This window comes from Bacillus sp. PPSBB_11 (assembly GCF_038023285.1).
GTDB classification, from domain to species: domain Bacteria; phylum Bacillota; class Bacilli; order Bacillales; family Bacillaceae; genus Bacillus; species Bacillus altitudinis.
Genome location: NZ_CP150633.1, coordinates 1,830,283 through 1,844,909, shown reverse-complemented (window position 1 = coordinate 1,844,909; position 14,627 = coordinate 1,830,283). Strand labels below are relative to the sequence as shown.

Here is a 14,627-nt window from a genome sequence, read left to right as displayed (position 1 = left end):
TTGTTAGGCAGGACTGCAAGGCTGCATCCTGCCTAATCTAAAGTTTACAAGACTCGTTCTCTATTTGTTTGATTGACAATATGTTTGATCAGCTTTGCATTTTGAGCTGCACATTCTTTCTGTTTGAACATATCAGCATGCCGGCCATAGCCTTGGTATTGGGTAAAAGATCCGGCCGTTGCCTGTGTCCACTCTTCCATCCAGTCCGGGATCGCTATTTGTTCTTCAGATTGGATGAACGTAATATCTGCCTTTATTTTGCCTTGATTCACCCCCTTAACAAACGTTTCATAGTAGGCGCGCGTCTTTTGGGCAAGCGCTTCTTGAACGATCTCCCCTTGAGCAAGTTCGCTTTGTTTCGTTTGATGAACAATCGCTTCAATATCATCATCAATGGATCGTCCTTCTAAATCACTTTCTCCAATTTTCTTATAGGAATCGATCATGATGACCTTCTCGACTGTCCGCCCTCCTTGTTCAAGCGCTTGAACAAGCTCAAAGGCGAGATAACATCCGCCTGAGTACCCCATCAACGTCAGCGGCCCTTTTGGCTGAAGGTGCTGAATATGCTGAACGTACTGCGCCATTCGGTTATTCGTTTCAATAAAATCAAAAGCGACTAGCCGAACATCATCAAGCGTTTTTGCTGCTTCCTGATAGATAAAGCCGTAGCCTGGTAATGGCGGAAGAGCAAAGACTGTTGATGTTTGAGATTCATTGAATACAAGATAGCCAGCGGTTTCCCCGTCCTGATGCTGAATATAATGACTAAGTGCTTCAATCGTCGGGGTCTCAAACAACAAATGGATCGGCACCTGAACCTCAAACTCTTTTGATACTTTGGACAAAAGAGACATCGCTTTTAAAGAATGTCCGCCAAGCTCAAAGAAATGGTCATCTGTGCTAATATCCTCTCGTTCAAGTACTTCCCGCCACATTACCAGCAGCTTTTGTTCCACTTCATTTGCGGGCAGTTTCACACGGCGGTTTCCTTGCGGTGCCTCTGGTTTTGGTAGCTGGCGTTTATCAACCTTCCCGTTTGGCGTAAGTGGGAGGTTCTCCAGTTCAATCAGCTCATGAGGCAGCATATAAGCTGGAAGACGCTCTTTCAGCCTTGATTTGATGTCATCGAGTTTCCCTTTCCATGCATCATCACACGTGATGTAGGCAAGCAGCCTTGTATGATTGGTTTCATCATGATCCGCTAGGAGTACAGCTTGTTTTACACCTTGATGCATGAGAAGGTTGGCTTCAATTTCTGTCAGTTCAATTCGGTGCCCGCGAATTTTTACCTGATCATCAACTCTGCCTGCATACTCAATCAGACCGTCTTCTCGAAAGTAAGCTAAATCCCCAGTGCGATACAGGCGCTCACCCGCAGCGAATGGATGGGCGATAAAGACTTGTTTTGTCAGATCAGGACGATTCAAATACCCTTTTGCCAGTCCTTTGCCGCTCAGACAAAGCTCTCCAACCATTCCAATCGGCTGAAGCTGTCTGTGCTCACTCAATATATAAGCGCCCGTCTGGTTGAGCGGCTTCCCAATTGGAATAGAACGTGCCTCTAAAGGGATCGCTTCATCTATCGGATAATATGTGGCAAAAACCGTTGATTCGGTTGGTCCGTATACATTCAACAATCTGCCTTTTCCCATCACATCAAAGGCTTTTCTCACATGCTGAACCGATGCCCTCTCTCCCCCAAACAGCACCTTACGCACACCGCGCATCCAGTCTGTTCCTTCATCAACGAGAAGATGGAATAAAGCGGTTGGGACAAACATGACAGAAATATGCTCTCCTTTTATCAGCTCAGTGAGCTTCCCCATATCTAAAATGGTTTCTTTTTGCGGCAGGACAAGCTTTGCTCCGTTTAAAAGCGCACCATATACATCAAATGTAAAGCCATCAAATACGCTATTTGATAACGACAGCAATGTATCTGTTTCTAAAATGGTTAAGTAATTCGTATTTTTGACCACCCGGGCAATATTGGAATGGGTCGTCATGATGCCTTTTGGCTGTCCGGTTGTTCCAGATGTATACATGATGTATGCCGTATCATTTAAACCAGCTTCAAGTGGCAGATTCTCTGAGCTCATCAGTAAAATTTCTTGATCATCTGCAAAAAGATACGTGCCATCAAATGCGAGTGACCTCGTCTGACTGATAAAGGATGAATGAGTCAGAAGATGCGTCGCTCCGCTGTCTTTCAGCATATATTGGATACGGCTTTCTGGATAATCTGGATCAATCGGCACATAGGTGGCACCTGCTTTTAAGACAGCGAGTAAGCTGACAATGAGTTCAGGTGTCCGCTCTGCTAAAATGGCGGTCACCGTTTGATGACCCACCCCATTTTTTTGTAAATGCCTTGCCAGTCGATTGGCTTGTTCGTTCAGCTCCGCATATGTCATCGTGTGATCACCTGCTGATAATGCCACTGCATTCGGCTGTTTTCGGACATTATGCTCAAACCACTTTGTCAAATATAGCTGATCATGCTCCAGCTCAGGAGCATTCCATTCCTCTAACATTCGCTGTTTTTCCTGCTTTGTCACAAGTGTCAGTGTATGAACTGACTGATCTGGATGTTTGATGGCCCCTTTGATCAAAAGGGTCAGCTGATCCTTTAATTTACGGACAAATGCAGGGTCAAATGCACGCTGATTAAAGGCCAGCTTCAGCTGCAATTGTTCCCCGGGCGACGCCAGTAAATTGAGATCATAGTTCGATTTTTCATAGACATTCATGTCTTCTACTGTAAAGCCAAGCAGTGACTCCTGCTCGTCTTTCTTTGCAGCAGGGACATTCTCAAACACCACAATATGATCAATGAGCTGCTGCTGACCTGCCTTAGCCTGAATATCATAAATCGGGATATATTGGTGCGGTTCAGCCGCTAAAGACTGCTGCTGCGTTTCTGATAATAGAGAACGGAACGTCATTTGGTCTGTCAGCTGAATTCGTCTTGGAATGACATTGATGAACAACCCCACCATCCGGTCCACACCAGCCAAATCTGCCGGACGTCCTGACACAACTGTTCCAAACAACACATCGTTTGAGCGCTGATACCTGCTGAGTAAGATAGACCAAATCGATTGAAGCGCACTGCTTAACGTGGCATTCTGCTGCAAGGCTAACTCTGATAAAGCAGCTGTTTCTTCTTTACTCATGGCCCATTCGACTTCGCCTAATTCATGCTCATTTGTTTGCTTTCGCTGTTCTTTAAAAGTCGATTGCCCCTCAAAGCCAGCCAAAGATTGCGTCCAATATTCAAGTGAGGCTTGTTTATCTTGTTTTTCCAGCCAATGAATATATTCTTTATATGGCTTGACTGGCTCCAGCCTGTAAGGGATGTCATGCAAAAGTGCATGATAAATCGCAAACAATTCCTGCACAACTAGACCAAAACACCAGCCATCTAGAAGGATATGGTGATAGCTCCATATCCAGCGATAGCTTGAAGGACCCGTTTGAAAAACAGAGGCCCGCATGAGCAGATCCTTTGAGAGATCAAATCCTCTCAGCTGATCCTTTTGTTTAAAACGATCAATACGTTCAAGCTGTTCACTTTCAGAAAGGTCCTGTATGTCCACAACATCAAGCTGGAAAGGTCTATTCTTTAATACAACTTGGACAGGGCGCTTCACTTTTTCGTGGAGGAACACGGTACGAAAAATATCGTACCGTTCCACGATGATATTCATGCTTTTCTCAAGCAAATCATGCCGAAGTGTGCCCTTCACGTTCATATCCATTTGTTCTACATAAAAGCCTTTTTCTTGATGATGGAGGGTATGAAACAGCATTCCTTCTTGCATCGGTGACAGATAGTACATATCTTGAACTTGATCCCTTTTAAATTGACTCATCTATTTCATTCCTCCTTTCCCTTTTTCATGACTGATCTAGTGGTGTTAGGTCAATTTCTCCTCGAGCATGTCAAAGATATCGTCCATTTCATCCATTTCAAGGTCTGCAGCCGAGAAGTCACTTGGCGTAAATTCTCGCTCTTGATGCGCTAAGCAATGGGTGATGATGGATCTGATTTTCTCCTTCAACAATGCGATGAACTGCTGTATCGTTTGTACTTCATATTCACTTGCACAATATGAGCACGACAGAATGAATTCATTGTGCTGAACAAGACCGCTGAGGTTCAGCTTATAAACAGCTTCGGATTCAGGGCTTGCTTGACGGCCCATATCATAGGTTGAGGGCCCAAAGAGTTCTGTCGTCACTTCCTGATCAATCTGCCCGAGATAGTTCAAGCTGATTTCAGGCTGCACGTGTTTGACTGACGGTTCGGATGGTGTCATGTATCTTAAAATACCGTAACCAATCCCTTTATTCGGTACACGCCGCAGCATCTCTTTCGTTCCTTTGATAGCGTCTGCAATGGTCTGATTCGGTTTCGCTTCGAGAACGACTGGATACATGCTCGTAAACCAGCCAACTGTGCGGGATATATCTAATCCTGATAAAATGTCCTCTCTTCCATGACCTTCAAGCTGTACATGTATATGAGATTGACCTGTCCATTCCTGAACGGCCAGCCCGAGCGCACATAAAAGAATATCATTCATTTCTGTTGTGTACGGAAGATGGACATTCGTTAACAGATGCTCGGTTTCTGCTTCTGTCAGCTGCATTTTGACCGCTTTCGTATCCGCGACTTTTCTTTCTTTTACTTCATGGTCAACAGGTAAAGTCGTAAACGGTCTATTTTCAATCGCTGCCCAATACTCCTTTTGGTTTTTTAGCAGCTGTGACTGCGCGTATCGTTCAACCGCTTCTGCCCATTCTTTGAAAGAGTGCGTTTTTGGCGGCAGAACCATCGCTTCTCCTTTTTCTGCCTGATGATAAAGAGACATAAAGTCTTCTAGTAAAATCCGGCATGAAACGCCGTCAATCACTAGATGATGTGTGATCATGAGTAAGTGATCACCGTTTTCTGTATGGAAACAAATCACTTTCATCAACGGACCTTTTTCAAGATTCAGTTGACGCTGATACTCATTGGCGTATGTGGAAATCGCCTGTTTCACATCTTGCGCTTTTGAAACATCACAAGAAATAATTGAAAATGGTTCTGTCAGCTCCCGCTGATTGTATTGCAGAATGTCATCATGCTCCTGTCTGAACACCATGCGCAGTGCATCATGATGTGAGAGCAGCCTTTGCAGAACTTGTTCTGTGACAGCCAAGTCAAACCCTTTTGGTGCATGAAGCATCATTGAGAGATTCCAGTGGTGCTGGTGATCAAAGTTACGTTCAAAGAACCAGCGCTGAATTGGTGTTAAAATGACCTCTCCTTCCACAGGTGATTGATCGGCTGTGAGAAGGTCCGCTTCTTCGATATATGGGCGAAGCTCCGCAATCGTTGGGTATTGGAAAAGTAGTTTCATATCGAGCTTCCAGCCTTCTTGCGTGAGTCTGCTTGCCATTTGGATGCCTTTAATCGAATCTCCGCCAAGGAAGAAGAAATGGTCGTGAATACCGACTTGGCTGACGCCAAGCACATCTTCCCAAATGCCGCAAAGCAGTGTTTCCACTTCATCTCTTGGGGCTTCGTATGCTGTTTGATTCGCTTCCACATCAGGTGCTGGCAGTGCTTTGAGATCCACTTTGCCATTTGCCGTCATCGGCAGTTGGGCTAGCTTAATGATCCATGATGGCACCATATATTCAGGTAAGGTGCGCTTTAGGCTTTCTTTCAAAGTGCCCGTTTCTTTATCTGTGATGACGTAAGCGACAAGAGCGTCTTGATCACTTGCGTCTTTGACCGTTGTCACGACGGCTTCTTGGACTGAATCCAGCGCAAGGAGCTGCGCTTCAATTTCTGACAGCTCAATACGGAATCCGCGGATGCTCACTTGATGGTCTTTTCTGCCGAGATAGATCAGTTCGCCATCCTCTGTCCATTTCACCAAGTCACCTGTACGGTACATGCGCTCTCCTGGATAAAATGGATCTGGGACAAACCGTTTGTCCGTTTCCTCTGGGAGATTCCAGTAGCCTCTTGCCAGTCCTTTCCCCGCAATCACGAGCTCACCCGGTACGCCTTGCGGCGAGAGGTCATATAACGAACCCATAATGTAAAAACGAGTATTGGCAATCGCTGTTCCGATAGGAAGCGTGCCTTGATCTGGATCAATGATCCCGCTTGTCGCCACGACCGTATTTTCTGTTGGGCCGTAGTTATTGACGAGTTTGTATGGAACGGGCTTCACCTGTTTTAGCTTGTCCCCGCCTGTCAGTAAGTAACGGAGAGAATGATTGTCCATCGACATAAACTGCTCACATAGCTGTGTTGGCAAGAATGCAATGGTGATGCCTTCGTGATTAAAATACGAATTGAGCTTGATCATATCGAGGCGAATCGCTTCGTCGATGATATGGAGCTCTGCGCCGGCGATCCACGTCGGGAACATCTCCCAAATGGAGGCATCAAAGCCAAAGCCGGCATATTTGGCGGTTCGGTCTTGTTTCGTCACCTGGAAAGCATCATTGTGCCAAAAAGCAAGATTGACAAGAGACTGGTGCTCGACCATGACACCCTTCGGCTGTCCAGTCGTTCCAGATGTGTAAATCATATAGGCGAGATCCGTTGGTTTGACAGGAACCTGAATCTCGTGTGCTTCTCCTTCTACTGCCTCTTCTATGAAGAGGGTATGACCTGTGAAAGAACGTGGTGCAGTGAGCCCTTTCTGAATCAGAAGGACCTCTGCCCCGCAATCTTCCAACATGTAGGCAATGCGCTGCGCTGGATAATCGGCATCAATCGGCACAAATGCCGCACCTGCCTTGAGAACCCCAAGAACAGCGGCTGTCATCTCGAGCGATGGACGCGTGAGAATGCCGATGCGGTCTCCCGGTTTTGTGCCGCTGGAAATGAGTCTTGCGGCGACTGTATTCGCCCGGTTGTTCAGTTCTTCATACGTCCAGCTTGTGCCGCAGAAGGCAGCGGCTTTTTGATGAGATACTTCCTGCGACTTCGCCTCAATCAATGCATGAACCGTTTGATCTGTCGGGACATTTAGGATAGGGCCTGACCATTCATTAAGCAGATGTCGCTCTTCTTCTTTTGTTAAGATGGAGATGGTTGAGATCGGCTGATTCAATTTCGCGATCATTTCGTCTATGATTCGCTCAACATATTGACTCCATCGCTGAATGGTACTCTTTTTAAATAGTGCCGCTGCATATTCAAAGCGCAAGCCCACTTGATCTTGTTCCTCAAAGATGCCGAGCGTTAAATCAAACTTTGCCTGAACGGCTTCTTGCTGTTTGTGTGAAAGCGTAAGTCCGTTCAAATTCGGTAACGTCAGATCACGGTCATCCGTTGTCATCATGACACTAAACAACGGGTTGCGGCTCGTGTCTTTCGGAAGGTCTAACTGCGCGACCAAATCCTCAAACGGGAATCCTTGATGTTCATAAGCTGATAGATTGTGATCTTTTATTTTTTCTAGCAGATGCTCTGCAGTTTCTTCTAACTGAACGTCATGTCGAAGGGCCAGTGTATTCACAAACATGCCCGGAATCCGTTCGATTGACGCATGTGTACGGCCAGCCGTTACAGCACCTATGACGATGTCATGCTGCCCAGTCAATTTATGAAGGAGAATGGCAAAGGCCGTTTGCATCACCATGTTCAAACTCACATTTTTTTCAGCCATGAGCGCTTTGACATGCTGCGCCTTTTCAGCAGACAGGCATCTATCAACCCGGTCTCCTGCAAATGACTGCACGCTAGGCCGCGGGAAATCAAGCGGAAGTGCCAAGTCTTCTGGTGGCTGTGCATATTGCTCCAGCCAATACTGCCGCTGTTTTTCAAGTGCTACTTGCTGCTCTTCCTCTTGCTGCCATACCGCATAATCCTTGTAGTGCAACTGAACTGGCGGTAACGTCTTATGCTCATACAACTCCGCTAATTCTTGAATAAGCAGACTGCGTGTCACTCCGTCTGCGATGATATGGTGCATATCCATCATGAACACATATTTGTCATCAGACAGCTTTGCCACTTTCGCTCTCATTAGAGGTGCTTGATGTAATGAGAATGGTGTCATGAAGTTGTCTACGACGGATTGTACCTGATCGCTTTCTACTTCAACCATCTGTAACGTAAACGGTACACGGCGATAGATTTTTTGGACGGGACTGCCGTCAATTTCAACAAAGGCTGTCCGCAATGACTCATGTCTATCAATTAAAGCTTGAATCGCTCCTTCTAGCTGCTTCAGATCAAGGTTTCCTTCCATCATGAAAACGGCTGGCATATGGTAGGTGACGGATTCTGGATGTAACTGCTGTAATACGTACATTCGCTTTTGTGCGGAAGAGACTGGATAGAAATCTTGCTTTTCCGCTGGCTGAATCGATGTGACGAGCGAAGCATCAGCTTCTTCCAAATAGGCAGCTATCGCACGTATCGTTGGCTTTTCAAAAAGAACCTTGAGTGGAACATGCTGATTCAGTTTGGCTTGCATTTTCGAAATGAGCACCATGCCTTTCAGAGAATGCCCGCCTAATTCAAAGAAATGGTCATCAATGCCGACTTTTTCAATCTCAAGAACATCTGACCACATATCACAAAGCGTCTGCTCAAGCGCCGTTTCTGGTGCTGCATGTGCCGTGCGGTTCATATGTGCCTCATGAGGAAGCGGCAGAGATTTTGCATCCACTTTTCCGTTTTGCGTCAGCGGCATATGATCCACTTTGACAAAATAAGTAGGAATCATGTAATCCGGTAGTGTCTCTGAAAGCTTTTCTCTAAATGTCAGCGTTCCAATGTGATCAGGTGCTGTATAATATAACGCCAGCTCCGGTAAACGAGATGTGTTGATCACTTTGACATACACTTTTTGAATGGTTGAAAGGGCACGTGCGGCATGCTCAATTTCTTGTTTCTCAATTCGATAACCGCGAATTTTCACTTGATCGTCTACTCTTCCAAGGAATTCAATCTCCCCATTTGCATGCTGTCTGACCAAATCTCCCGTTCGATACATCCGCTCTTGAGGGAAATAAGGATTTTCAAGAAAACGCTCTGCTGTTAATTCAGGCTGATTCAAATAACCTTTTGAAACACCATCACCTGAAATGTAGAGCTCACCCGGTGCGCCATAAGGAACAAGACGCTGCTGGCGATTGCATACGAGCGCTCTTGTATGAGCAATAGGCTTTCCGATGATAGAACGCTCCTTTAAAGCGTCCAGTTCATGCGGTGTCATTAGCTTGCTCACTGTACCAATCGTTGTTTCTGTCGGACCGTAATGGTTCATCACTGCCACGCATGGATGCTGCTTCATAAATGTCTCAACATCTTCAGAGACAATCGGTTCTCCTCCCAATACCACAAGCCGTAAAGCGTCAAATGTATAACCCTTTGAATCTGCCATCATATGAAATAAGGATGGTGTCATTTTGATATAAGTCAGCTCTTGTTCATCAATAAAACGCATGAGACGTACAGGGTCTGTATACACGTCTTCATGAGGAATATAGAGTGTCCCGCCTGCTTTTAGAATCGGGAAAATGCTTGTGTAACCAAGGTCGTATGCATAAGAAGACAGGAGTGCCGTTCGATCGCATTCTTGTAAAGTCACTTCATGTGTCAACCAATTGACGTAGTGTGATAGATTACGATGCGTGAGCTGTACACCCTTTGGCTTCCCTGTTGTTCCAGATGTGTAAATCACATAAGCCAGTTGATCAACCGATACGTCCGGGAGGTCTAGAGAATCGTTTCGTTGGACGGCTTTCTCCACATGTACGACCTGAATCGACTTGAGATGCTGATAGGAATCGCCAAGAGACTCATTTGCCACGATGACTTTTGCCCCTGAATCTTTTAATGTGTAACGAATACGTTCCGCAGGAAAAGCTGGATCAATTGGTACAAATGCACCGCCCGCTTTCATTACACCTAGCATCGAGACAATGACATAGACAGAGCGATCAAGAATAAGTGCGACTGTGCTTTCTTTCTCTACGCCTTGCATCTTCAGCTCACTGCAAAGAGCATTGGACATGTGATCTAGTTCACGGTAGGTCAGCTTCCTTTCACCATCCATCACCGCAATAGCATCAGGCGTTTCCATGGCTTGACGTGAAAATTGCACATGGTACGGCTCATGTTGACCTGTTTGTTCTCCATCCCTTTTCTCCAGCCGCTCCATTTGATCATGCTGATTCAAGAGATTGAACAAGCCAATCTGTTCATTCGGATGCTGGACCGCCTCACGAATAATCGCAAGCAGATGTGTTCCGAACCGGCGGATGGTTTCCTCTTTAAATAATGCCGTTGCATAGTCTAGGCTTAGTTTTATTTCTCCCTCACGTTCAAATGCTTCTAGAGACAGATCAAATTTGACGGATCGGTGCTGTATTGCATAAGGCGAAATGTTCAGATCGCCGAGCTTTAGTGCAGGAACATCCATGTTCTGCATATTAAACGAAACACTAAAGAGCGGGCTTCGGGTTGTATCACGATCAAGCGGCAGACGCGCGATTAACTCTTCGAGCGGATAGCTTTGATGTGCAAAAGCATCTACACTCGTTTCTTTTATTTCTTCAAGCAGCTGTATAAATGACTTTGTTTGTTCCGGTTTTCCGCGCATCGCAATGGTATTGATGAACATCCCTGGCATGTCCTGAATATCTGGATGTGTTCGTCCCGCAACAGGAGATCCGACAATGATATCTTCCTGTCCGCTGTAGGATGCGAGCAGCACTTGAAATGCAGATAACAAGAACATGTACAGCGTCGTATCTGTTTTCTTGAGCAGCTCATGAATACGCTGAGTTGTCGCTTGATCACAGCCAAACATCACTCGTTCTCCAGAAAAATCACGTTCCACTGGACGCGGAAAGTCTGTCGGCAAATCTAAAACCGGTACATCTCCTTCGAATTGTTTCAGCCAATACGCCTCATGCACACGCTGTTTCTCTGTTTCTTCTTCACTTAACTGCCAGACAGCGTAGTCTTTATAATGAATGGCTCTTTCTGCAAGTGCCTCTCCATCATAGGCTTTCGCCAAATCCTGAATGAACGTCTTCATGGAGCTGCCATCTGTAATCAGGTGATGTGCTTCCAGAACTAATAGATGACGATCATGACTCACTTTGAGCAGCTGTGCCCGCAGGAGGGGAGCGGCTGTCAAATCAAACGGCGCCTGACGTTCAGCAAGAAATGCCTCGGCCTCTTCTTCCTTTACATCATGGATGGGGAGGTCAAATGCCGATCGTTCATGTACCCTTTGGACGATGTTCTCGCCTTTCATATGAAAACTCGTTCTTAAAATTTCATGCGTTTGAATCAACTCATCAAATGCTGAGGTGAGCCGCTGATGATCGAGCGTACCTTCAAGCGCTAAGACGATCGGAATATGATAGTTCGTACTCTTAGGTTCAAGTGTTTGTAAAATGTATAAGCGCCGCTGAGCTGGTGACACTGGATAGTCCTCCGCCTTCGCTGCCGGTAAGATCGGATGTCCTTGTTCTTCTTGACCGTCCTGGTCAATGTATGACGCAAGCGATCGAACCGTTGGCTTTTCGAATATCACTTGAATCGGAACTTCCTTTTGGAACACTTCTTGGATTTTGGCTGACATCATCATTGCTTTAAGTGAATGTCCGCCAGTCATGAAGAAATGCTCATCTATTCCCACCGCTTTCCCAAGCAGTTCCTCCCAAATTTGAGCAAGCGCCTTTTCCGTCTCGGTTTCAGGTGGAATAATCCTGATTTCTTCACGATGAGCTTCGTCAGGCGTTGGTAAAGCTTTTCGATCGACCTTTCCGTTTGCTGTAAGCGGGAAAGCATCTAGCTTCATGACGTGATGAGGTACCATATATGCTGGCAGTGCTTGATGAAATAAAGCCCGCACTTCTTCTTCTGTGATCGTTCCCGTATAGTAAGCGGTCATTTCTTTTTCCTCTGAAGGAGACGCATGGATGAGCACAACCGCATCATCGATCCCCTCCTCTTGTTGAAGAATCGTTTCAATTTCACCGAGCTCAATACGGAAACCACGGATTTTCACTTGATCATCTGTCCGTCCGAGGAATTCGATTTGACCATTTGAACCGTACCTAGCCAAATCTCCTGTTCGATACAAACGCCCTTCTGCCTTGAAAGGATCAGCGATAAATGCTTGCTCTGTTAATTCTGAACGATGGAGATATCCTCTTGAGACACCGTCTCCTCCAACATACAGCTCTCCTGGCGCACCAATTGGCTGAAGTCTTTGATTGTCATCTAAAATGTAAGCGGACGAATGATTGATCGGCTGACCAATTGGAATCGTGCCCGTTTCATCCCCTCTCACCTCATAAATGGTCGAGATGGTGGTGTTTTCTGTGGGGCCATACGCATTCAGTAAAACAAGTGATGGATGATTTTTCTTCACAAGCTCTGCACTTTTCACATTGATCACATCACCGCCTGTGATCAATTTGGACAATCCTTTAAACATATGCGGTCGCTGCTGAGCGAGTTGATTAAACAAACCTGTCGTTAAAAAGAGCGCCGAGATTTGATTCGTTTGGATAAAGCGTTCAAACCGGTTGATGTCCAATAACGTGTCACGGTCAACAGGATAAAGCGTTGCACCGTTCAGCAGTGTGGTGAAAATTTCAAAAGTAATGGCATCAAAGCTGACTGCTCCTGTATGTGCCATACGATCCGACTTGTTCAAGCCCAGTGTCTCCTGAGAACATGCCAATCTGACAATATGCTGATGCTCAATTTGAACACCTTTTGGCTGGCCGGTTGACCCCGACGTATACATGATATACGCCAATTGCGAAGGAGAGGTCTCGACTTCGAATGTTCCGTTGGAATGATTCGATATGTCCGACACATGAACGGCTTGGATGCTTTCATGAACTGGCGGCTGGCTGTCCGCATAGAGCAAAACGGATGCGCCGCTGTCTTCAAGCATAAAGCGGATTCTCTCCTCTGGCTGGGCTGGATCAATTGGTACATAAGCAGCCCCTGCTTGAAGAACCGCTAAAATGGCGATCACTGCTTCAGCAGATCGATTCATATACACTGCGACGGCATCTTCTTGTTTCACTCCGCTATCAATCAAATGTCCCGCAACACGATGGATTTCTTGGCCGAGTTCTTCATAGGTGAATGCCCGCTCTCCTTCGACTAACGCCAGATGGTCTGGCTGCGTTTGAATGCGTTCTTTCAGAAGCTCAGGAATAGACAGATGCTTTGGATAATCTCGTTCTGTCTTGTTCCATGCTTCAATCTGCTGTTTTTCTTCTTCAGTGATACACGTCACGTCATGAAGGCGAACTTCCGGATTCTCGATGATCTGCTTCATGAGGTTGGTCAGGTGTTTCGATATTTTTTCAATGACCTCTTCTTCAAAAGCCACCGCATTGTATTTGATTTTCAATGTCCATGTTTCACCTGGATATACGAGGACATTTAGATCGAAATTCGTTTGTTCAAATCCGTCTTTTACATCAATGGAAAACCCTAGACGTTCCGACATGGTGTCACCAGATAGCTCTTGATCTAAAGGATAGTTCTCAAACCCGACCAAGTGATCGAAGAGTTGTCCTCCTGCAGCTGTCTGTTGCTGAATGTCATAAAGCGGCATAAAATCATAGTTTTCCGCTTCCAGCGCATGCTGCTGAACTTTTTGAAACAGCTGTTTGAAGGTGTCTTCCTGATTCATTTCTACCCTGACCGGTATTGTATTGATAAAAAGCCCTGCCATCTGTTCAATACCAGCCACACTTGGCGGCCTGCCAGATACGACTGTTCCGAAAGTGACATCATGTGCCGCATGGTAAGTGCCTAAAAGAACCGACCAAACAGCTTGGAATAGATTTGGTGCTGTCACTTGGCAATTCCTTGCGATCTCTTGAATGCTGCTGACCATTTCAGCATCCCATGTGAACGTCCATTCCTGATGGTCATATTGTCCGTTCGCTTCTTTTTGCTGCAAAAGCCCTTGATGCTGAATCGCACCGTCTAAGCGATCCTTCCAATAGCCTTCCGCTGCTTGTTGATTTTGCTTGCCAAGCCACTGGATATAATCTGCATAAGGTTTTCCTTGTGAGCGATCCGGCGTTTTGCCGTTCCGATAAGATTCGTAGTAATGAAACAATTTTTTCATCAAAACTCCCATGGACCAACCATCCATGATGATGTGATGGTTGCTCCAAATGAGATGCCAGTTTGTTTCATTCAGTTGAAAAACAGCGACCTTCAATAACAAATCATTCGTTAAATGGAAGCCTTGTTTTCTCACTTGCTTTTTATATTGATCTAGTACCTTTTGCTGTTCCTGATGGTTCAGGTGAGATAGATTCTCTCTATACACATCTAGATTGCGCTCTGCCAGTACAACCTGTCGAGGCTTCTGTAATTGCTGATAGACAAAGGCTGTACGGAGAATGTCATATGTGCCGATGAGCTCATTGAGACTTTTTTCAAAAAGATCGAGATCAAACTTCCCTCTTATTCCAAGCTCCAGCTGTGTGAAATAAGAGGACGAATTAGGATCTAGCATGGCATGATATAACATGCCTTCTTGCATTGGTGTTAAAGGATATACCTTTTGAATCTTCTGTTTGCTCATAGTCCACCT

The 14,627-nt window shown here is 45.7% G+C and carries 2 protein-coding genes; both read right to left on the bottom strand.

What is annotated here, in order from left to right; genetic code table 11:
- Positions 1-44 precede the first annotated feature (44 nt).
- The gene (locus V7L95_RS09105) at positions 45-3,878 is read right to left on the bottom strand and encodes an amino acid adenylation domain-containing protein (RefSeq protein ID WP_340968945.1); all 3,834 of its coding nucleotides are present in this window, start codon (positions 3,876-3,878) and stop codon (positions 45-47) included.
- A gap of 45 nt (positions 3,879-3,923) precedes the next feature.
- Positions 3,924-14,618: an amino acid adenylation domain-containing protein gene (locus V7L95_RS09100; protein WP_340968943.1), complete on the bottom strand. Its 10,695-nt coding sequence runs from the start codon at positions 14,616-14,618 to the stop codon at positions 3,924-3,926.
- Between the last annotated feature and the right edge of the window lie 9 nt (positions 14,619-14,627).